22 protein-coding genes are annotated in these 19,498 nt (G+C 56.6%); 7 read left to right on the top strand and 15 right to left on the bottom strand.

The window, feature by feature from the left end:
• The 5 genes from C8N36_RS19890 to C8N36_RS19870 form a co-directional block, all read right to left on the bottom strand.
• Positions 1-819 carry a 4-(cytidine 5'-diphospho)-2-C-methyl-D-erythritol kinase gene (locus tag C8N36_RS19890; RefSeq protein ID WP_097806463.1) on the bottom strand — a complete coding sequence of 273 codons (819 nt, stop codon included), beginning with the start codon at positions 817-819 and terminating at the stop codon, positions 1-3.
• Complete coding sequence (locus C8N36_RS19885) at positions 809-2,524, bottom strand: tetratricopeptide repeat protein (protein ID WP_097806462.1); 1,716 nt, start codon at positions 2,522-2,524, stop codon at positions 809-811. The genes C8N36_RS19890 and C8N36_RS19885 overlap by 11 nt, the downstream gene beginning before the upstream one ends.
• Before the next feature lie 118 nt (positions 2,525-2,642).
• Positions 2,643-2,930, bottom strand: coding sequence for a PilZ domain-containing protein (locus C8N36_RS19880; RefSeq protein WP_170125934.1), 288 nt, complete (start codon positions 2,928-2,930; stop codon positions 2,643-2,645).
• 61 nt (positions 2,931-2,991) lie between these two features.
• Positions 2,992-4,641, bottom strand: a complete 1,650-nt coding sequence (locus tag C8N36_RS19875) for an electron transfer flavoprotein-ubiquinone oxidoreductase (protein ID WP_097806460.1) — start codon at positions 4,639-4,641, stop codon at positions 2,992-2,994.
• Positions 4,642-4,808: 167 nt separating this feature from the next.
• Positions 4,809-6,134, bottom strand: coding sequence for a vWA domain-containing protein (locus C8N36_RS19870; RefSeq protein ID WP_097806459.1), 1,326 nt, complete (start codon positions 6,132-6,134; stop codon positions 4,809-4,811).
• 61 nt (positions 6,135-6,195) lie between these two features.
• On the opposite strand from C8N36_RS19870, the gene C8N36_RS19865 reads away from it, so the two are divergent.
• The 4 genes from C8N36_RS19865 to C8N36_RS19850 all read left to right on the top strand — a co-directional run bounded on the left by C8N36_RS19865 (position 6,196) and on the right by C8N36_RS19850 (position 8,779).
• A complete protein-coding gene (locus C8N36_RS19865; protein ID WP_306456926.1) occupies positions 6,196-6,969 on the top strand; it encodes a DUF6502 family protein in 774 nt (257 codons plus the stop codon).
• On the top strand, positions 6,966-7,154 hold the full coding sequence (locus C8N36_RS19860) for a hypothetical protein (RefSeq protein WP_097806457.1): 189 nt from the start codon (positions 6,966-6,968) through the stop codon (positions 7,152-7,154). Before C8N36_RS19865 ends, C8N36_RS19860 begins: the two co-directional genes overlap by 4 nt.
• Positions 7,155-7,291: 137 nt before the next feature.
• Positions 7,292-7,762 carry a transcription elongation factor GreA gene (gene greA, locus C8N36_RS19855; RefSeq protein WP_097806456.1) on the top strand — a complete coding sequence of 157 codons (471 nt, stop codon included), beginning with the start codon at positions 7,292-7,294 and terminating at the stop codon, positions 7,760-7,762.
• 9 nt (positions 7,763-7,771) lie between these two features.
• Positions 7,772-8,779: a hypothetical protein gene (locus tag C8N36_RS19850; protein WP_097806455.1), complete on the top strand. Its 1,008-nt coding sequence runs from the start codon at positions 7,772-7,774 to the stop codon at positions 8,777-8,779.
• 34 nt (positions 8,780-8,813) lie between these two features.
• Here C8N36_RS19850 and C8N36_RS19845 read toward each other — a convergent pair whose 3' ends face one another.
• The 3 genes from C8N36_RS19845 to C8N36_RS19835 form a co-directional block, all read right to left on the bottom strand.
• Positions 8,814-10,580: a bifunctional molybdopterin-guanine dinucleotide biosynthesis adaptor protein MobB/molybdopterin molybdotransferase MoeA gene (locus C8N36_RS19845; protein WP_097806454.1), complete on the bottom strand. Its 1,767-nt coding sequence runs from the start codon at positions 10,578-10,580 to the stop codon at positions 8,814-8,816.
• Positions 10,577-11,215, bottom strand: a complete 639-nt coding sequence (mobA, locus tag C8N36_RS19840; protein ID WP_097806453.1) for a molybdenum cofactor guanylyltransferase MobA — start codon at positions 11,213-11,215, stop codon at positions 10,577-10,579. Before mobA ends, C8N36_RS19845 begins: the two co-directional genes overlap by 4 nt.
• A 91-nt stretch (positions 11,216-11,306) precedes the next feature.
• Positions 11,307-12,182, bottom strand: a complete 876-nt coding sequence (locus C8N36_RS19835) for a formate dehydrogenase accessory sulfurtransferase FdhD (protein ID WP_097806452.1) — start codon at positions 12,180-12,182, stop codon at positions 11,307-11,309.
• Between the two features lie 50 nt (positions 12,183-12,232).
• Between C8N36_RS19835 and C8N36_RS19830 the strand changes: the two genes are divergently transcribed.
• Positions 12,233-12,934 carry an AzlC family ABC transporter permease gene (locus C8N36_RS19830; RefSeq protein WP_097806451.1) on the top strand — a complete coding sequence of 234 codons (702 nt, stop codon included), beginning with the start codon at positions 12,233-12,235 and terminating at the stop codon, positions 12,932-12,934.
• Positions 12,931-13,257 carry an AzlD domain-containing protein gene (locus C8N36_RS19825; protein ID WP_097806450.1) on the top strand — a complete coding sequence of 109 codons (327 nt, stop codon included), beginning with the start codon at positions 12,931-12,933 and terminating at the stop codon, positions 13,255-13,257. The genes C8N36_RS19830 and C8N36_RS19825 overlap by 4 nt, the downstream gene beginning before the upstream one ends.
• A 15-nt stretch (positions 13,258-13,272) precedes the next feature.
• Here the strand turns inward: C8N36_RS19825 and C8N36_RS19820 are convergent, their stop codons facing one another.
• The 5 genes from C8N36_RS19820 to C8N36_RS19800 all read right to left on the bottom strand — a co-directional run bounded on the left by C8N36_RS19820 (position 13,273) and on the right by C8N36_RS19800 (position 17,458).
• Positions 13,273-13,896: a hypothetical protein gene (locus C8N36_RS19820; protein WP_245910998.1), complete on the bottom strand. Its 624-nt coding sequence runs from the start codon at positions 13,894-13,896 to the stop codon at positions 13,273-13,275.
• A 34-nt stretch (positions 13,897-13,930) separates the two neighbouring features.
• Positions 13,931-14,065 (bottom strand): aa3-type cytochrome c oxidase subunit IV, encoded by a 135-nt coding sequence (locus tag C8N36_RS19815; protein ID WP_097806449.1) that lies wholly within the window; start codon positions 14,063-14,065, stop codon positions 13,931-13,933.
• Between the two features lie 91 nt (positions 14,066-14,156).
• A complete protein-coding gene (locus C8N36_RS19810; protein ID WP_097806448.1) occupies positions 14,157-14,615 on the bottom strand; it encodes a DUF6173 family protein in 459 nt (152 codons plus the stop codon).
• 102 nt (positions 14,616-14,717) lie between these two features.
• Complete coding sequence (locus tag C8N36_RS19805; protein ID WP_097806447.1) at positions 14,718-15,749, bottom strand: MBL fold metallo-hydrolase; 1,032 nt, start codon at positions 15,747-15,749, stop codon at positions 14,718-14,720.
• 8 nt (positions 15,750-15,757) lie between these two features.
• Positions 15,758-17,458 (bottom strand): acyl-CoA dehydrogenase, encoded by a 1,701-nt coding sequence (locus C8N36_RS19800; RefSeq protein WP_097806491.1) that lies wholly within the window; start codon positions 17,456-17,458, stop codon positions 15,758-15,760.
• A 125-nt stretch (positions 17,459-17,583) separates the two neighbouring features.
• On the opposite strand from C8N36_RS19800, the gene C8N36_RS19795 reads away from it, so the two are divergent.
• A complete protein-coding gene (locus C8N36_RS19795) occupies positions 17,584-18,531 on the top strand; it encodes an L-threonylcarbamoyladenylate synthase (protein ID WP_097806446.1) in 948 nt (315 codons plus the stop codon).
• Here C8N36_RS19795 and C8N36_RS19790 read toward each other — a convergent pair.
• Both C8N36_RS19790 and C8N36_RS19785 read right to left on the bottom strand, forming a co-directional pair.
• Positions 18,506-18,844 carry a hypothetical protein gene (locus C8N36_RS19790; protein WP_141468210.1) on the bottom strand — a complete coding sequence of 113 codons (339 nt, stop codon included), beginning with the start codon at positions 18,842-18,844 and terminating at the stop codon, positions 18,506-18,508. The two genes, C8N36_RS19795 and C8N36_RS19790, sit on opposite strands and share 26 nt — an antisense overlap.
• A 59-nt stretch (positions 18,845-18,903) precedes the next feature.
• Entirely contained in the window at positions 18,904-19,470 is a 567-nt protein-coding gene (locus C8N36_RS19785; RefSeq protein ID WP_097806490.1) for a YqgE/AlgH family protein, read from the bottom strand.
• Positions 19,471-19,498 lie beyond the last annotated feature (28 nt).

Genomic DNA, 19,498 nt, shown 5'->3' with positions numbered 1-19,498 from the left:
TTAACTAAGCTGAACGGCCCGTACCCACCAATCTGGATGGGCCTTTTGGATGTGCTGTGCGGCCCGCTTTGCAAATTCGGCGTGTTCGAAAATGCCAAAACATGTCGCGCCGGATCCCGACATCCGCGCCAGGCGCACGCCAGCAAGCCCTGACAGGCCCTCTAAAACGCCGCCAATCACCGGCTGCGCTGCAATTGCGGGTGCCTGAAGGTCGTTTCTTTGGGCCACAAGCCAGTCCCAGACGTCAGACGGCACATCAGGCTGCGGCAAAGCCCCCATCCCGGGATTCTCCTTGGACGTCAAACCTTGGAAGACCAATGGCGTCGGCACCAGCACTCCGGGGTTCACGAGAACAGCACACAGCGGCGGGAAATGACAAAGGCCCAGCTGATCCCCAATGCCCTGCATACGCACCGCTTTGCCCACGGCGCAGACTGGCACATCGGCGCCCAAGGTCAGCGGGTCACCTTGGATCGCGCGATCGAATATTTGCTCCATCGCGGATATAACAGCGGCAGCGTCAGACGACCCTCCGCCAATGCCCGCCGCATGGGGCAAATTCTTCTCCAGCTCGATTGAAACGGTTTCTCCGAACAGCTCAGCAGCCCGCCAACACAGGTTGCGCTGATCCAGCGGCACCCCCTCCGCAAAAGGGCCGGTCACCGTAATCGACATTTCAGAGGCCGGTGTCACCCGCAGTCTGTCACCGAAATCGGCGAAGACCACCAGCGAATCCAACAGGTGATACCCGTCGGATCGCTGCCCGGTTACATGCAGTGTCAGATTAATCTTGGCGGGCGCAAATACCTCAGTCGCCATCAGCCAGTTTCAGCGGCGGAGCGCCCTCTTCTTTCAAAACAGCATCAAGACCAATATCGATTTTGCGGCGAATGCGGTCTACATCGGCCTCTTCCGCAGCTTCTTCCCAATCCGCAAAAGACAGCGCCCGCTTCCACATAAATTCGGCTTCGCGGGCTCGGCCCACAGACCAATAGACATCACCCAAATGGTCATTGACGATTGGATCAATTGGCATCAATTCCGCAGCACGTTCCATGTGGGGAACCGCTTCTTCGTATCGACCCAGCCGGTACAAAACCCAACCGAGGGAATCTACAATATAACCTGCGTTGGGCTGGGTCGCTGCCGCCCGTTGGATCATCGCCAGCGCTTCGTCCAGTTTCATCTGCTTTTCGACCAAGGAATACCCCAGGTAGTTCAACACCTGCGGTTGGTCGGGGTTCAGCTCAAGCGCTTTGCGCAAATCCGCCTCGGCACCGTCCCAATTACCCTGTCTCTCAAGGGAAATTCCGCGCGTGTAATACAAGAACCACTGCCGGTTCGTGACTTCTTCGAGCAGATCAATCGACGTGGTGTAAGCGACAGTAGCCTCTGCGAATTGCTCATCCGCGCGATAGAGATCACCCAATGTCGAATACACGATCGGCAGATCACCATGGCTTTGGGTCAGCTCTTGCAAAACGGCAATCGCCTCGTCGGACTTACCTTGGGCGCGTAATGCGGCAGCGCGGCCCAACTCAGCCGCATGAAACGAGCTGTGGTCCTTGGGCACCCGCGCATAAGTATCTACGGCAAGGTCGTAGCGCTGCATGGCATCCATAATCTCGGCAGAAAGCAAAATCGCATCCACGTGATCGGGACGCAGATATTCCGCGATCTGCGTATACATCAACGTCAATTCATCGTTGTTTTCGTTTGCCAAGGCCCCGCCCAGCGAAAAGAACACCTCGGAAATTCCGTCGCGCGGCGATCTGATATGCGTGAACGCCAGTTTTTCTTCGGCCTCTAGCGCCAAGCGCATTGCGTCAAGCTCGGGATCAAGGTCACGTCCAAAAGCGCGATCAAGCAAGGTCACCGCATCAGCATTGCGATCCAATTGACTTAGGATTTCCGCATGGGCCATGATCCCGCGCCGTGTCATTCCCAATCCACCAGCGCCATCCGCTGAAAATATGGTCTCGGCACTCTCAAAATCACCAACGGAGGCCAGCGCCAATGCTTTGTGATAGATCGCAAACCCTGCAAGCCCTTGGATTTTCTTGACCTCTTCGAAACCAACCAAAGCGGCGCTCATGTCGCCCTGCCCAAGTTCCGACCAAGCCCGCACCATGCCATCGGCCAGCGGCCCCAGCCCGCGCTTGGTGTCAATCGCCTGTAAAATGGCATCATAGTTTTCGTTTTTGGCATCGCGCGCAATCAAGGCCATGTGCGAGATCTGACTGGGTAGCTCCAGTTCAGCCATCCGGTCCGCCAGCCCAGCTGCAACTTCGATCTGCCCCAAAGCCAAATTCGCAAGAATACCTCGCTCCAGCAGCTCGGGTTTTTCGGGGTCAAACATAATAGCCCGCCCGTAATAGTGAGCGGCAGTTTTAAAATCACCGGCAAAGCTTGCCTGACGTGCGGCCAGATAATCGCCAGCAATCCCGTTGGCTGCGACAACCGCAGGCGTTGATATTGCCGCTGCGATACATGCTGCTCGAACTGTGTTTGCCCAAAATGCCACTATGCGCCCCTTTGTTTTCTGCTCGGTTGGTCAGAGCCTAAGCTCCCCGCTACCCCAAAGCAATCGCACAAGTCTGACAAGGCCGTTAAACCGGACCTTGCCGAATGGCTCTGGAAACTTAGATATCGCAAATTGAACGGCGCTGCCGCATGATGGCCAATTCTGTCGGGCTGATCGTTTTTCGAAAGACCACTGCCCCGGTCTCCGAAGAAATGCGTGCGATTTTTCCGGTAACAACCTGCCCAAGCACTTTGAACTTTACGATCTGGCCGAGGCGCGCCGCGACCTGCCCTTCAAACCGCAGACCAGAGGCGCTGACATTCGTTACCCGCACAAGAAAAGGAGCCTCGCGGGTGCGAAGCTCAATCGCCCAAGAACTGGGCCAACGTTGTTCCCGTACCTTCATTTTCTGCCCACGCATTCCGTAACCGGACTGTCGCAGGCAAAAATGAAAGCTCGCTTAACGTTTACATATTCGGGTAGTTCGGCCCGTCACCACCCTGCGGAACCGTCCAGGTGATATTCTGGCTTGGATCTTTGATGTCGCAGGTTTTGCAATGCACGCAGTTTTGGAAGTTGATGACAAACCTCGGGTCCTTACCCTCTTCTGTCACAACTTCGTAAACCCCTGCCGGGCAATAACGCTGAGCAGGCTCGGCAAACTGGCGCAAGTTGATCGAGATTGGCACGTTTTCGTCGATCAATTTCAGGTGCGCCGGCTGGCTTTCTTCGTGGTTGGTAAAGCTGAACGCGACATTGGTCAGGCGGTCAAAACTGATTTTTCCGTCGGGCTTTGGATAGTCGATCGGTTCATAGGCCGCTGCTGCACCGGTGCTTTCGGCGTCGTTTTTGCCATGTCCGATGGTGCCAAACAGCGAGAAACCAAGCGTGTTGGTCCACATGTCCATCCCGCCCAGCGCCAAAGAGGCAGTCAAACCCCATTTAGACCACATCGGTTTGACGTTGCGGACTTTCTTCAAGTCCTGACCGATAGCGCCGTTGCGCACCTCGGCCTCGTAGTCAATCAGCTCATCACCGGAACGGTCTGCGTTGATTGCAGCAAACGCGGCTTCTGCCGCTGCTTTGCCAGACAACATGGCATTGTGGTTGCCTTTGATGCGCGGCACGTTGACCATCCCCACCGAACACCCAAGCAGCGCGACACCCGGCGCAACCATCTTGGGCATCGACTGGAAACCACCTTCGGAAATGGCGCGCGCGCCATAAGCCACACGTTTGCCGCCCTTCAGCAGCTCTTCGACCATCGGGTGATGCTTGAAGCGCTGGAATTCCATGTAGGGATACAGATGCGGGTTTTTGTAGTTCAGATGCACGACAAAGCCGACGTAAACCTGATTGTTCTCGATGTGGTAGATAAAGGAACCACCGCCGGCGTTGCCGCCCAAAGGCCAGCCCATCGTATGGGTCACAGTGCCTTCTTTGTGCTTGGCTGGATCGATTTCCCAGATTTCTTTCATGCCAAGACCGAACTTTTGCGGCTCTTTTCCAGCCTGAAGGTCATATTTGGCGATCACCTCTTTAGACAGTGATCCGCGGACCCCTTCGGACAAGAACACATATTTGCCAAGCAGCTCCATACCCGGTTCATAGCTTGGGCCTTGGCTGCCGTCGGCTTCTTTGCCGAATTCACCGGCGACTACGCCGCGTACTTCGCCATTGTCGCCGTAGATCAATTCGGAACACGCCATTCCGGGGAAGATTTCCACGCCCAGCGCTTCGGCTTGTTCCGCCATCCACCGGCATACGTTGGCCATCGACACAATGTAATTGCCGTGGTTGTTCATCAGCGGCGGCATCGGCCAGTTGGGGATCCGGATCTGGCCCGCTTCACCCAACATATAGAAGTTGTCTTCTTTGACCGGCACCGTCAGGGGCGCGCCCTTTTCTTTCCAATCCGGGATCAGAGCATCAAGACCCGAGGGGTCCAGAACCGCGCCGGATAGGATGTGCGCACCGATCTCGGATCCCTTTTCCAGCAGCACGACCTCAAGGTCAGCATTCAGTTGCTTGAGACGGATCGCTGCAGACAGGCCAGCTGGGCCGCCGCCTACGATCACAACATCATATTCCATCGCTTCGCGTTGTACGTCGGTCATGCCGGTGTCCTCCCGGGGTATTGGCTTTTGTTTTTTTCAAAGCGAGACGTAGCGCGGCGGCGCAGCATTGGTCAATCGGAACACGGCGTCCATTTCAGGGAATGCGACAGAATGCTGCCAAATGACTCGGTGTTAGCGCAATTTCCTTGCACACAGAACCTGCCGGTTCACTGGAGGCAGACTCCATTGGCATAGTTCCCAACTTCTCGAAGCACTGCCGAATCTGTGGCCTCATTGCGAACGCCACTGAGTTCTGACGCCAAAACCCGAACCAACAGGTCTTTGAGAGCGGTCACGCGGTAGCAGGCGATATCCGGTTCGGCATGGCTGTTCCCAACACCGGAATCGTCGGTCAAAAACAAATACCGCCCCCCGGACAAAACCGAAGCCTGACGCATCAGATATTCCGATTCAGCGCCGACGCCACTGGCCCCCAACCCAAAGATCTGTACGTTTTGTCCGGCCGCAATTTGGGCCGCACGTACATAAGACAAGGCACCTTGCTTGTGCGGCGGCGCATCAGCAATGTGAAAAATGATCCGTTCGCCTTTGCCGCGCCGCCAGTCCAGATTGACCGCCGCATGCAGCGCGCGATCTGCAGCTTCGGGGTAGTCGCCACCACCATTGGCATCCAACTTGCGCAACCAGCTTTGCATCTCGCGCTTTTGATCCGTGAAACCGTAGTTCTGCACTTCATAGTCATCGCCAACATCACGGTAAGCGACCAACCCATAGCGCACATCAACACCGGGCGCAGCGCGCCTTGCTTGGCGCACAATGCCAGCGAATTCCTTGGTCAGCCAAGCCAGCTCATCCCCCATGCTACCCGTCGTGTCGAAGACAAACACCAGATCGAGAAAATCCGGCGTCCACCCTTCAGAGGCAGGCACTGTGACCCGATTTCGCTCGCCTGTCGTTAGAACCTTGCGAAGCACCTCTTCGCCATTTTCAAACGCGCGCAGCTCAACCTTGGACTGGCGGTTTGCCCCCAATGAGGCAGGAAAGACTGAAATGCGTCCATCCACACCCGAATACCCGGAATGAAAAGGGTCAGGGGCGCCCGGCTTACGAAGCGTATAGGACACCCCCGGTGCCGGACGATTGTCCGGCCCGACCATCTGCACCTGAACAGGCGTTAATAGATTGGCGCGCGGCAGATCCAAATCTTTGGCCGCCCGAGATTGATACCGCTTGAAGGCGTCTAAATTCAGCCCGTCGTCAATGTCGCCAGCCGTCACGACACCGCGGCGGGAAGCACCCGTTGAAGCTGTGCCCGCATCCGGGAGAGCAGGCAACACCATCGGCTCGACCATGGCCTCTTCGGCAACGACAGGCGGTTCAGAAGCGGCTTTGCCATCCAATACCGCCCCCATTTCGAAGTCGCTGATCTCAGGCACGCTACAACCCGCCAAGACGCTTAGCCCCAACAAAATGGCAATAAATTTTTTGCGCGGCTGACCGGTTTGGACATTTAATTGATCCACAATCACCATCGCACTCTCCAAAAATGTGTCAATTACACATTAATCAACCCAATTGCATCAATCAACATAAATGTGCATATTGCACATTATGCTGGAAACCTTCGACTCATTGCTCGCAGCGCTCGCGCGCCTCATGGTAGCACGTGGTGTGCCTTTTTTCGAGCTATCAGAAAGACTAAAGGGGCATTACGTCCGCGCTGCGCAGGTTCAGTCCGCAGATAAGACCACCGACAGCCGCCTGTCGGTTATGACTGGTTTGCAGCGCCGCGATATTGCACGACTGCGCGCCTTTGAGGCCAAACCCGCGCGCAAAAACCCACTAAGCAAACTTGTGGCGATGTGGCAAACCCATGCAGAGTATTGCATTGAACGCGGGCCGAAACCGCTTCCTCGAAACGGACCTGCGCCGTCGTTTGAAAGCCTTGCGCGCAACGTTCGGCAAGACGTTCATCCGCGCACCATGCTCGATACACTGGAGGCGGCGGGAACAGTTTCCATCGGGGAAGATGGCCATATCACATTGCAGCAAAAGGCCTATGTGCCGTTGCGCGGCAGCGATGAACAACTCACCTATTTGTCAGACAACACAGGCGATCATGTCTTGGCGGCTTGCGAAAATGTCCAAGGTGCCCGTCCGGCACATTTTGAACGGGCAGTGCATTACACTGGATTGACGCCTTCGCAGGTTGCCACTTTGGCCGCGGATTTTGAGGTCGGACAAATGGCAGTGCTGGCTGACATAAATGCAAAAGCAAACGCCATGAAATCCAAAGCCCCAGACAGGGCCGATCAGCGGTTTCGTGCCGGAGCTTATTTTTACACAAGCAAGGATAACCCTTCATGATCTCCAGATGCCTTGCCCTCGGAATTTTCGCGCTTGTGACAGCCTGCGCCGCCCCAGCTCCCTCCCCCAACACCGCTGAACCGGTTCTTGAGCAAGTCTTCGAGGCAGCGACCCCTGCCAAATCCAACGATCCTTGCGAGACAACCGGCGACGGAATCGGCGGAACTGGCTGCCCGATACAGTGAATCGCCCGCTTTTGCTGGACTTTGGCATTGCCTTGTTGCAATGCACAGGCGCATGCGCACATTGTGTTGCGATACTGGATCGGGCCCAAGGGGCCGCCCGCCCCGGATAAGTTAAGAATAACAACGGATACGACATAATGGACAAGTTCCCGATGACCCGCGCAGGCTTCACTGCGCTTGAAACTGAATTGAAGCAGCTCAAATCCGTTGAGCGCCCTACGATTATTCAGGCCATCGCCGAAGCCCGCGAGCTCGGCGACCTGAAGGAAAACGCCGAGTATCACTCTGCCCGCGAAAAACAGGGCTTTATCGAGGGCCGTATCAAAGAGCTGGAAAGCGTGATCGGTCTCGCCGAAGTGATCGACCCCAAGACCCTGTCCGGCACCATTAAATTTGGCGCTACGGTCAAGCTTGTGGATGAGGATACGGACGAAGAAAAAACGTGGCAAATCGTCGGCGAACACGAAGCCAACGTCGAAAAAGCCCTTTTGAACGTCAAATCCCCGATTGCACGCGGTTTGATTGGCAAAGAAGAAGGCGACAGCGTCGAAGTGCGAACACCCGGCGGCCTGAAATCCTACGAAATCCTCGAAGTCGTCTTTAAGTAAGCAGCATTCATGTCAGACCGCAAAGAAGCCCGCCCAACGCCCCCCGGTCTTTACGACCGGACGGCTGTGTCGGGCATCACCTCGATTGAAATGGCCGCGATTGTGGCCACTGTGCTCTGGCTTGGATTGTCAGGCTCGTATTTCCTGACGGGCGGTCCGGTCGAAGCCGATGGCATGAGTTTTTTGTTGCGGGTGATGGTTATTATGATGCCAATCGCCCTGATTTGGGTTGCGGCAATGACGGTGCGGTCAACCCGCGTCATGCGCGAGGAAAGCGCCCGCTTGGCAGCCGCTATTGACGCAATCCGGCAGGCCTATGTGACCCAAGCACAATCCGGCCGGAGCGAGACACCGCATCCAGCTGTTCTTAAGCGGCTCGACGAAATTGCCGCGACACAGAAAAATCAGGAAACCACCCTCGCGATGCTGGTAGGCATGCGTCAGGCTGATCCGACCCCAATCGTGACCCCGGATTCCGCTCAAGAGCCGGTGGAAGAAGATCAACCAGTGTTGTCTCTTGGCACACCCGCCGAAGTCCACCGCCCGCCGCTGAGCAACGAAGACTTTATTCGCGCGCTGCATTTCCCTGAAACTGCCGAAGACACCGAAGGGTTTGCCGCTTTGCGCCGCGCATTGAAGGACAGGCAGGCGGCGCAGCTGATCCAAGCCGCCCAAGACGTGCTCACCCTGATGTCCCAAGACGGCATCTATATGGACGACCTGCGCCCCGATATGGCCCGTCCAGAAGTCTGGCGCACTTTTGCGCGCGGCACGCGCGGGCGTGAAGTGGCGGGTTTGGGCGGCGTGCGCGACCGTTCGTCCTTGGCCCTTACCGCTGGCCGAATGAAGCAAGATCCTATCTTTCGCGACGCTGCGCACCATTTCTTGCGACGCTTTGATCAAAATATCGCGTTGTTCGAACAACACGCGACCGACGCCGAAATCTCTGAATTGGCCGCCACCCGGACCGCCCGCGCCTTTATGTTGCTTGGCCGTGTCGCGGGTACGTTTGACTGAGGTTAGAAGCTATTGGGCTGGACCGCCTTGGCGGTCAGAGGCCAAAACTGCCGTAGGGATAAAAGCGCACCAGATCGCCTTCGGATATCTCGCGGCCTTCGTCCCCCAGTTCAACCAGCCCCTCGGCCCAGCTGAGACCTGACACGCGGCCCGATCCTTCGGACTTGAACACCTCAACGCGACCGCCGCGCATCCGCGCCCGCAAGTATTCACGCCGGCCCGGCTTTTTGCGTTTTGAAAAGGCGGCAGGTACATCAAAATAGTCCGGCACGCGCCAATCGCTGCCCGCCAAAACCGACAGCGCCGGACGGGCAAATATCAACGTACACACAAAGGCCGCAACCGGATTTCCCGGCAGCCCAAAGACCGGCACGCCGTCCCAGATCCCTAGCGCCAATGGTCGCCCCGGTTTCAGGGCAATCCGCCATTCAGCCAAGGCCCCGCTTTCACGCAGCAAAGCCGAAACGTGATCCTCATCGCCTGCAGATGCCCCGCCCGAGGTCAAAATAACATCAACTTTGGCGGCGGCGTTTTTGAGCTGATCCGTCAAAGCCACACGGCTGTCCGCGACGCGCCCCAAGTCCACGGCCTTATATCCAAAACGCGCGATGGCAGACAAAAGCATCGGACGGTTGGCGTCGAAAATCTGCCCTACGCCAGCCTCTTGTCCCGGTTCGACCAGTTCATCACCCGTAGACAAAACACCGACCCGCAAAGGCAGAAAAACCGGCAGTTCGCCAAATCCCACCGCCGCCGCCAGTGCCAAATCGGCAGGCGTCAGGACCCGCCCCTTCGAAAGGGCAATATCGCCTTCGGCGACGTCTTCGCCGGCTTTTCGTGTATTGGACTTGTGCTTGACCGGCCCGTTAAAGGCGATTTGGGTTTCACTGATCGCGCAGTCTTCTTCGAGCACCACCGTGTCAACGCCGTCCGGCAAAGCGGCCCCTGTTAGGACCCTAATCGCGTGCCCGTCTGGCACACGCCCTTGATAGGGAACACCGGCCGCAGAACGCCCTGCGATCAAGGGAAATACCGCCTCGCCTTCGGGCACCGCACCGGCAAAGCCATAGCCGTCCACCGCTGTATTCGGCAGCGGCGGGTTTGACCGTTTTGCGACCAAATCTGCGGCCAATACCCGTCCGCAAGCCAGTTCAAGCGGCACAGTTTCCCGGCCAACCACTGTTGTCAAACGGGTGCGCAGGGCCTCCAAGGCCTCATCCACAGGGGTCCAGTTCACCCCTGGAGGCAGCGCAAAACAGTCGTTCTTAAGTGGGGGCGGTTTGAGATTCGAGGTTGGCTGCGCTTCAGCAATCAGCCCGACCTGTCGCAACACAAATTCCGTAATCCGCGCGGTGTCATCCAGATCAAAAACAGGGAGATCCACCTCTAGCGCTATGTCGGCGGCCACAGCGGCAATTGTCCCGTCCTGCGGAGCCATCAGATCATGACCGGCCACTTCACGGAAGGCTTCGATCTTCGGATGAGGTTCGCGTTTATAGCCCTCGATCAGCACCAGATCGACCGGTTTCAGACGGGCCAAAAGGTCGGATAAAGGCGGCTCGGCGCTGCCGCGTAATTCGCTCATTTGAGCGATACGCACACCTGACGCAAGCATCACTTCATGGGCTCCTGCTACGCGGTGACGGTAACTATCCCGCCCTTCGTGATCGACATCAAAGGCGTGATGAGCATGTTTCACCGTACTGACGGAAAACCCACGCTTGGTGATCTCGGCGACAAGCCGTTCCATCAACCCCGTTTTACCAGCGTTCTTCCATCCAGTGACGCCAAAAACCTTCATCCCAAATAACCCTCGGCCATCGCCAGATCTTCGGGCGTGTTGACATTAAAAAATGGATCAAATCTTGTCACGGGAAACAGCGCCTCGCGGCCACCATGTTTGTCGGTCCAAAGCACCACTTTGCGCAAACCGCCGTGCAAGGCCGCGCGCAGATCATCGCGCAGCGCAACGGGCCAAATGCCAAAGGTCGGATGCCGGTTCACCTTGCGACCACCGCCAGATTTCAGCGCTTCACCTGCCCCACGCGGGGTGGTTGCCAAAACAAGTGGGTGTTCTTGCCCATCAGCAGCCAGCAGCAATTGCGGCACCAGATCACCGGGGAAAAACGGCGTATCAGCGGCGACGGTCACCACCGTGTCTGCGCCTTGCGATGCCGCCCAATCCATCCCCGCCAGAACACCCGCCAGCGGGCCGGGAAACTCGGCAATGCTATCGGGCACCACCGGCAAGCGGAACCGATCAAAACGCACGGCATCGCCATTGGCATTCAATGCCAGACCGGCCACTTGTGGGTCGATCCGGTCGATCACACGGGCCAGTAACGTCTGCCCACCCAATTGCAGCAGCCCTTTGTCTCCGCCGCCCATGCGGGTCGCCTGACCACCAGCAAGGATCACTCCTACGGGTTGTTTCATGGAAACGTCCTAACTTTGCTGACTGGTTTGGTACTTTTTAAAGCCGAGACCACAGGAATGACAACCACGACACGCCTCGGCCAAACAGAGATCATTCCGCCGCCTTCCGCCGCGATTTCTTGGCCTCTTCAGGAACGCTATCGGGATCGATATCGCGGACTAAGCGTTCCTCGCCACTCAAACACACAAACCGTTTTCCGCGCATTCGGCCGATGCAGGTCATTCCAACCTGCCGCGCGATTTCGACGCCCCATGCGGTAAAACCAGACCGGGACGCCAGCACCGGGATGCCCATCAGCGCCGCTTTGATCACCATCTCCGAGGTCAAGCGCCCGGTGGTATATAGCATCTTGTCGCCGCCAGAGACCCCTTCGGACAACATCCAACCGGCGATTTTATCAACTGCGTTATGGCGCCCGACATCCTCCATATAGACCAAAGGCCGATCGCGTTGACACAACACGGTGCCATGAATCGCACCGGCCTCCAGATACAGCGACGGCGTTGTGTTGATGCGTTGCGCCAAGGCATAGAGCCATGACGTCCGCAGTTCCGAAGCCGGTAGAGTAACCTGATCGAGCCCTTCCATCATGTCGCCAAACACGGTGCCAACAGCGCAGCCGCTGGTGCGGGTCTTTTTCTGTAGCTTTTCTTCATAAGTCGTCTCGGACGCGGTGCGCACCACAACGACCTCAAGCTCTTCGTCGTAATCGACGCCCGTTATGTCAGCCTCATCCGACAGCATCCCTTGATTGCGCAAAAACCCAAGCGCCAGATATTTGGGATGATCGCCAATGGTCATTGCCGTCACAATTTCCTGGCGGTTCAGGTAAATCGTTAACGGGCGCTCTTCGACCACCGACACATCCACGGGGGCACCGGTGTGATCGGTGCCGACCACTGCACGCGTCAATCGCGGGGCGCTGGGGTCTGGGGCGATCAGATAATCGTTTTTCGGCAATTGCATATGGCTCGGGCCTTGGCTACGGCTTGGGTCTAGGGATTGAGGGGTAAGTCATGGCGCGTAGCGATGTGATGTCAAGCTACTGGAGAGGCTTTCGCGACGGGATGCCCTTCTTTTTGGTGATTGCCCCCTTTGCGACGTTGTTTGGGGTCTTGGCCACGGAATCAGGACTTTCGGTGTTTGAAACCGTGGCGTTTTCGGTCGCGGTGATTGCAGGGTCTGCCCAATTTGCAGCCCTGCAATTGATGAATGAAAATGCGCCTTTACTGGTTGTCATCGTTTCGGCCCTGATCGTCAATTTGCGCATGGCGATGTATTCAGCCGCCCTTGTGCCGTATCTGGGCCCGTTGCCACTGTGGAAACGGGTAATCGCGGCCTATTTCATCGTTGACGTTACTTATGCTGCATCGGCCATTGATTACGAAAAACATCCCGACGAAAACGTGTCGCAAAAATTTGCGTATTTCATGGGGGTTATGACCCCTGTGTGCCCGCTCTGGTATGTCTTTGCAGCACTTGGGGCCTTTCTTGGCGCATCTATTCCATCTGAAAACGGGCTTGATTTCGCCCTGCCAATTGCATTTATCGCGATGGTGGCCCCCGCCTTGAGGACAAAGGCACATCAAGGAGCTGCGATGACATCCTGCCTCCTAGCGCTTGGACTGATCTGGGTGCCGTTTAACCTTGGTTTGATTTTTGCATCCCTTGGCGGAATGGCCGTTGGTGCCGAAATGGAACGCAGGGGTCTGCTATGATTGATAAAACGGACCTTTGGATAGTGATTACCGCATTGGCCGTCGGGTCCTTCGGGCTTAGGTTTTTGTTTTTGGGGTTGGTTGGTGATCGCGCCATGCCCGAATGGGTCATGCGGCACTTGCGATACACAGCCGTTGCGGTACTGGCCGCGCTGGTCACACCGCTGGTCGTCTGGCCAGCGGCGACGGGCGGGCAAACGGACCCTGTCCGCCTATTTGCGGCGCTATCTGCTGTCTGCGTCGGCTATTTCAGCAAAAGTGTTTACGGAGCCCTTGGCACAGGGGCCGCCGTAATGATCGCAGCGGCCTATTGGCCTGCTTGAAGAATTTCGACTGACTTACCGATCGGCCTGTTTGGCTTCGAACTCAGCTATGGCAACCTGTTTATCGTCGTCATCGTTTTCACGCAAAACGCGTTCCGACACGCCGGGAACTTTGGCAACCTGGTCAGCCAATTTGTTTGGGAACCACGTGCTGTTGACGCCTTCGAACCCCGGCAATTGTTTCAAAATCTGGGACGTCGACGATGCGCATTGCGCGGACGCAACCGGACCAGCTTTTTGCGCCAGCCTAATGGCCTGCATCGCCACTTCCATTGGCACTTCGACCCGCTGAATGCGGACATGGAATGTATTGCGGGCATGGGCGCGTTCGTAGAAATCTTTGACCTTGGGCGTGACACCGTAAAGGACATCATTCAACTCGGGCACGGCCTTTAGGCGGACGGTTCCGGCGGGGTCAAAGACCACACGTTGGTTGGCGTTGATCATCAGGCTGGTATGCGCACCCGCACCCGAGTTGTTGTTGATCATTGTGTAAAGCGTCAGCGCTGGCGGACCGTCATGACGGTACGCTGATTGCGCTGCCTGCTCCGGGGTAGAATCGGGACCGGCTTTTTGAGTTTCACATCCAGCCAACGCAAATGCGGCCGCAAACATAAAGGCCAAGGAACGTAGTCCCATCAGCTTCCCCCTTAAATGAGTAACAACGGTGCTTTTACGCTCCGAAAAGAGCCAAAATAACCACAATCGCAAAGATCGCGATCAGCGAACGGATTGTAAAAGTGATGAAACCGTCAAACGTTTTTGTCTGTTCGGTGATGTCCATGCTGCCCATTTTATGTTCGGCCATGATGTTTCGTCCTATTTCTTAGCGTTTCCAGCTGGAGTTAGCGCATTTTGTAGATTCTGTCACGATCACAATCGCGCAGAAATGTCGCGGCTCATTTGGTGCCCAGTTCACTAATGAGATGAAATCCGATGCGGCGCGGCGGGCTATTTTCTTCTTTCGCAGCCTTCGGCAAAGCCCGCAAAATAACACTGAGCTGACTGACGTGCTGGATCAATTGCGTGCGCGCGCCAGTTGGATCCGTACCATAGAAGGTCACAATATCAGGGTCGTAAAACCCAAGGCCTTCTATCCGCAGAATACCAGCATCCCCACCAGCAAAGCCCATTGCGACTTCATGCTCGTTATCCAACTGCTTTTCAAAATTTTGAATATAGAGAATCAGCCGCTCATAAGCCCATTCCGCCGGACTTTTCTGTTGTACCGGTTTTTTGGTGATGGCCTCTGGCAAGTCATCCGTCGGAATTGCGGATCCCTCGGTATGCACATCGATCCGGCGTGGCATTGCGTCTGCTTCATGCGCTTCGGCAGCAGTGGCGATTGCGTCGGTCATGTGTCCCCTTCATCGGTCTATCCAATGTTCCTCAGAACATTTTGGCAAAGAACCACACAAGAAGCCAGAGCCGTTCCGAATTAATGCATCCAGAATATCGCTTCAGTTCGCTTGAAAAACCCAAGCACCATCGCTGCGCAAAGTCCGGGTGGCGCGGCCTTCGTGCCAAAGATGCAAACAATGCGCCATGGATTCAACCAACGCCAAACCATATTCCCCGCCAGAAATGTTACGTTTGAACAGCGGCATAAAGCACTCACCGGCAGATTTTGGCGTATCCAGATGGTCCAGCAAGCGCTCTAGCGCGCCGTGGTGATTGTCGATCAGCTGCCGCATGCGTTGCGGTACACCGGTAAAGGGCAACTTGTGCCCGCCAAGCGCCAAATGCTCGGGCCGGGCCAGTTTCGACAGGCGTTCACAAGATTCGAGCCACTCGCCCACAGGGTCCGCTTCGGGTTGGGTGGCGTAAACGCCGAGGTTTGAGCTGATCGAGGCCAGGATTTGATCGCCGGTCAGAACCAGATCGCAATCGCGGGACCATAGTGTCGCATGCGCAGGTGCGTGACCGTTTCCGATATGAATGTCCCAATCACGGCCACCGGCACGGATCACATCGTCTTGCTGGATACGGGTAAAGCCCAGTGGCATTTCATAGACACAATCGGCAAAATTGAACGGGCGGCCCGCCACGCGTTCCGCCAATTCATCCTCTGCCATCCCGCAACCCTTCCAATAGGTTACCGTCTCTTCGGTGGGCAGTTCCTGCACATCGAGTTGTAGCATTCGCGCCATCAGCCACGCCGTGCGGGTCATCACCAGTTCGGCACCGTGTTCCTTTTGGAACCAACCGGCCAGCCCAATATGATCGGGATGGTGGTGCGTTCCGATCACACGGCGAACCGGCTTGCCCTTTAGCGGGCCGGCCAGAACCGTTTCCCAAATTTCACGTGATTTGCGGGTGGAAAATCCGGTGTCGACAATGGTCCAGCCATCGCCGTCATCCAGCGCATAAAGGTTTACATGATCCAGCTTCATCGGCAGCGGCTGGCGCATCCACAGCACGCCATCAGCAACTTCGATGGCTTCGCCGGGGGCGGGGGGCGTTTCAAACGGGTAGCGGATCACATTGGTCATAAGGGCCCTTACACTGCCAAGTCGTCGGGTGAAATAGCCATCAAATCCGCTGCACCTTCGCGGGCATGCGCCAAAAGCCCGACATGTTCCGGCAACAAGCGTGTGATGTAAAACCGTGCAATCCGTGCCTCGGCCCTGTCCGGCTTTGCCATCGCCGCGCAAAGGTGGAAATATCCGCCCAACACCCGCGCAAAGCCGCGCAAGAACGGCACAGCCACGGCAAAACGATCCGGCATATCGCGCGCGACCAAAGCCTCGGTGGTTTCCCGCAGGTTTTCCGATGACTGCCAAACAAGCTCTGCCAGTTCGGGAAAAGTGGTCCGCGCGCCTTCCGCGAAGGCTTCGATTTCGTCCAGCAAGCGATACGCTGCCTCGCCACCATCCATCAGTTTACGGCCAACCAGATCCATTGCCTGAATGCCATTCGTGCCCTCATAAATTGAGGTCACGCGCACATCACGGACATATTGGGCCGCGCCGGTTTCTTCGACAAACCCCATGCCGCCATGCACTTGCAGGCCAATGTTTGCGACATCAATGCCGGTATCGGTGCCAAAGGCCTTGGCGATCGGAGTCAAAAATGCCGCCCGCGCTTTCCACTCTGCATCCCCTGTCGCATTGGACATATCAATCGCCACAGCCAAGGACAGGGCAATTGAACGGGCGGCAAACGTGTCTGCCTTCATGGTCGCGAGCATCCGCCGCACATCGGCATGGCCAATGATTGTGCCTTCTTGCGTGTGGCCTTGTTTACGCTCAAGCGCATATTCCATCGCCTTTTGGGTGGCTCCCTCTGCCGTGCCAACACCTTGCACTCCGACACCAAGGCGGGCGTTGTTCATCATCGTGAACATGGCGCGCATGCCGTCGTTTTCCTTGCCAATCAGCCAGCCTTTTGCCCCTTCAAAGGCCATTACACAGGTCGGGCTGCCATGCAGACCCAGCTTATGCTCAAGGCTCACGACTTTGAGACTGTTCGCTGTCCCCGGTGCGCCTGTTTCATCAGGAATATTGCGCGGGACCAAAAACAGGCTGATGCCTTTTGTGCCCGGAACCCCGTCCGGCAAGCGCGCCAAAACCAGATGACAGACGTTTTCGGTAAAATCGTTGTCGCCCCAGCTGATAAAGATCTTTTGACCAGTGACACTATAGGTGCCGTCGCCATTCGGCTCTGCCTTCGAAGACAGCGCGCCAACGTCCGATCCCGCCTGCGGTTCCGTCAGGTTCATTGTGCCTGCCCATTCACCGGTGACCAGTTTGGGTAGATACAGATCCTTGATCGCGTCACTTGCGTGATGCTCCAGCGCTTCGATCTGGCCTTGGGTCATCAAAGGGTTCAAATGAAGCGCCATGCAGGACGCAACCATCATATCGTTGACGATGGATGTCACCGTCATGGGCAAACCCATTCCGCCATATTCAGGATCCGCTGAAACCGCGACCCAGCCGCCATCTGCAACGGCTTTGTACCCTTCAGCAAAGCCCTTGGAGCTGCGAACCTTACCGTTTTCCAAAACCGCAGGATCAAGATCGCCGTTGCGGTTGAGCGGGGCCAGGACTTCTTCGCACATCTTGGCGGCTTCGGTCAAAATAGCATCCACCGTTTCGGGGGTGGCATCCGCAAACTTGTCCGTCCCCGCCACGGCATCAAAGCCGACAACATGGTTCAACAGCAGACGATATTCATCCAGCGGGGCACGATACGACATGGGATCTCCCGTATGGCTTGGCATTGGCCAAGCGCTCTTGTAGCTAAAGGTGTCTGTGAACACGATGAAATGGACAGGCCCGGCCATCAACCGAAACGCCGCGTCACACAAAACATGAGGGCGAGATGGCAGAACTTGGGACACAGCGGTTGCAGCCCGATGCGGCGGGACTAAGCAGTGCTGCGGCCATCTTGCGGGGTGGCGGTTTGGTCGCCTTTCCGACCGAGACGGTGTATGGCTTGGGTGCTGATGCATGCGACGATCACGCCGTGGCGCGCATCTATGCGGCCAAGGGGCGGCCCAGCTTCAATCCCTTGATCGTACATCTTCCATCTGTGGCCGCCGTCAAAGAGCTGGTTGAATGGAACGACGCGGCGGAACGGGCTGCGCAGGCCTTCTGGCCCGGCCCCTTGACCTTGGTTTTACCGCTCAAACCCGATGCGGGGGTGTCCAAACTGGTCACCGCTGGCCTTGATACCCTTGCAGTGCGCGTGCCTTCGGCCACAGTGGCCCACAACTTGTTGACGGAATTTGACGGGCCAGTGGCGGCACCGTCGGCCAATACATCAGGCCAGATCAGCCCGACGCGCGCAGAGCATGTGCTGGGCGATCTCTCTGGTAAAATTGATGCCGTTCTAGATGGCGGAGCCTGCGCTGTCGGCTTGGAGTCAACGATTTTGGGCTTGGCGGGCACGCCCACGTTGCTGCGTCCCGGCGGTGTCACCCTTGACCAGCTAACACAGGTTTTGGCCGCGCCAGTCACCATCCGAGACGACGCAGCTGAGATCTCTGCGCCCGGTCAAATCAAGTCACACTATGCGCCACGGGCGCGTGTCCGGTTAAATGCCACATCTTGGGCATCTGGCGAAGCGCGCCTCGGGTTTGGGGAGGTCGATTGCGATCTGAACCTATCCGCAACGGCTGATCTAACCCAAGCCGCTGCCAATCTGTTTGAGTTTTTGCACCGTTTGGATGCAGGTCACGCTAAGATTATCGCTGTATCTCCCATTCCAAATACCGGTATGGGCGCGGCTATCAATGATCGGCTTAACCGGGCTGCAGCTGATCGTTAAATCGCATCGCAGAAACCAAATCACCTATTCCGCTTGGCGTTGCTGCATATTCAACAACCATAACCGTTGAATGGGCTTCGGGGGAAAATTGGCACAATTCATAAACATCATCGAAGACTTCGATTTCGATTTTGGCGCTGGTCCAATTCAAGCAGACCGTCGGCCAATCGCCCCGCCCTGCCCAATCGGGCAAATGCCCCGAAACGGCCAAGGCAACCATCAGGCGTTCCGCATTACCGATCGCAAGGTCCGACGGTGCATTTTCAGCGCTCCAAGCCACCCGAACCGGTGACCAAATTGCAGATAGCGTCATGTTTTTGTCGCCTTTTTCGTCATTTCTCATTCAGGGCTTTTTTGGGCTAGCCGACGGCATCACGCTCTGCCGCCTTCTGCTGACAAGGCCAAGGCCCCAACCCCAAGCGTTTCAAGCGCGGCTTCCCATTTGGCAACATCCGGTAGGTCAAAAACAATCGAAGGCACGGCATCGCAGATCAACCATCCATTTTCGGCGATTTCACCTTCAAGTTGCCCGGCCCCCCAACCAGCATAGCCTAGCGCCATCATCCATTTTTCAGGACCTTCACCTTTGCCAAGATCCTCAAGAATGTCCTGCGTCGCGGTCATGTGAATGTCGTCCCGGACCTCAAGCGTCGTCACCAGCGATTTGTAGTCCGGGCTGTGCAACACAAACCCGCGCCCCATTTCGACAGGACCACCAAAATGCACCGGATGTTTTTCAAAGTCGTCTTTCACGTCAATCGAAAGTTGCGACAGCAAAGTCGGCATATCGAGATCATCACTGGATTTGTTGATGATCAGCCCCATTGCTCCCTCATCAGAGTGGTCACATAGCAAGATCACACTGTGCTCAAATCGAGGATCACCCATGCCGGGCATGGCAATCAACATGTGCCCGGTTAGATTTGTAGGGGCAGTCATGTCTTTTATCGTCATCACAGGCCTTTCA

Origin of the sequence: Pelagimonas varians, from assembly GCF_003208435.1 — a bacterium.
Taxonomy (GTDB): Bacteria; Pseudomonadota; Alphaproteobacteria; order Rhodobacterales; family Rhodobacteraceae; genus Pelagimonas; species Pelagimonas varians.
Note: the sequence above shows the minus strand (reverse complement) of the source record. Positions and strands in the feature narration are given on the sequence as shown.

Bases quoted from the DNA above. Each gene is read 5' to 3' on its own strand.
- C8N36_RS19850 (WP_097806455.1), top strand. From the start codon at position 7,772: ATGTCAGACCGCAAAGAAGCCCGCCCAACGCCCCCCGGTCTTTACGAC.
- C8N36_RS19810 (WP_097806448.1), bottom strand. From the start codon at position 14,615: ATGACCGACGCAATCGCCACTGCTGCCGAAGCGCATGAAGCAGACGCA.
- C8N36_RS19845 (WP_097806454.1), bottom strand. From the start codon at position 10,580: ATGAAGGTTTTTGGCGTCACTGGATGGAAGAACGCTGGTAAAACGGGG.
- C8N36_RS19890 (WP_097806463.1), bottom strand. From the start codon at position 819: ATGGCGACTGAGGTATTTGCGCCCGCCAAGATTAATCTGACACTGCAT.
- greA (WP_097806456.1), top strand. From the start codon at position 7,292: ATGGACAAGTTCCCGATGACCCGCGCAGGCTTCACTGCGCTTGAAACT.
- C8N36_RS19875 (WP_097806460.1), bottom strand. From the start codon at position 4,641: ATGACCGACGTACAACGCGAAGCGATGGAATATGATGTTGTGATCGTA.
- C8N36_RS19865 (WP_306456926.1), top strand. From the start codon at position 6,196: ATGTGCATATTGCACATTATGCTGGAAACCTTCGACTCATTGCTCGCA.
- C8N36_RS19805 (WP_097806447.1), bottom strand. From the start codon at position 15,749: ATGACCAATGTGATCCGCTACCCGTTTGAAACGCCCCCCGCCCCCGGC.
- C8N36_RS19825 (WP_097806450.1), top strand. From the start codon at position 12,931: ATGATTGATAAAACGGACCTTTGGATAGTGATTACCGCATTGGCCGTC.
- C8N36_RS19815 (WP_097806449.1), bottom strand. From the start codon at position 14,065: ATGGCCGAACATAAAATGGGCAGCATGGACATCACCGAACAGACAAAA.
- mobA (WP_097806453.1), bottom strand. From the start codon at position 11,215: ATGAAACAACCCGTAGGAGTGATCCTTGCTGGTGGTCAGGCGACCCGC.
- C8N36_RS19860 (WP_097806457.1), top strand. From the start codon at position 6,966: ATGATCTCCAGATGCCTTGCCCTCGGAATTTTCGCGCTTGTGACAGCC.
- C8N36_RS19820 (WP_245910998.1), bottom strand. From the start codon at position 13,896: ATGGGACTACGTTCCTTGGCCTTTATGTTTGCGGCCGCATTTGCGTTG.
- C8N36_RS19795 (WP_097806446.1), top strand. From the start codon at position 17,584: ATGGCAGAACTTGGGACACAGCGGTTGCAGCCCGATGCGGCGGGACTA.
- C8N36_RS19800 (WP_097806491.1), bottom strand. From the start codon at position 17,458: ATGTCGTATCGTGCCCCGCTGGATGAATATCGTCTGCTGTTGAACCAT.
- C8N36_RS19835 (WP_097806452.1), bottom strand. From the start codon at position 12,182: ATGCAATTGCCGAAAAACGATTATCTGATCGCCCCAGACCCCAGCGCC.
- C8N36_RS19880 (WP_170125934.1), bottom strand. From the start codon at position 2,930: ATGAAGGTACGGGAACAACGTTGGCCCAGTTCTTGGGCGATTGAGCTT.
- C8N36_RS19785 (WP_097806490.1), bottom strand. From the start codon at position 19,470: ATGACTGCCCCTACAAATCTAACCGGGCACATGTTGATTGCCATGCCC.
- C8N36_RS19870 (WP_097806459.1), bottom strand. From the start codon at position 6,134: ATGGTGATTGTGGATCAATTAAATGTCCAAACCGGTCAGCCGCGCAAA.
- C8N36_RS19830 (WP_097806451.1), top strand. From the start codon at position 12,233: ATGGCGCGTAGCGATGTGATGTCAAGCTACTGGAGAGGCTTTCGCGAC.
- C8N36_RS19790 (WP_141468210.1), bottom strand. From the start codon at position 18,844: ATGACGCTATCTGCAATTTGGTCACCGGTTCGGGTGGCTTGGAGCGCT.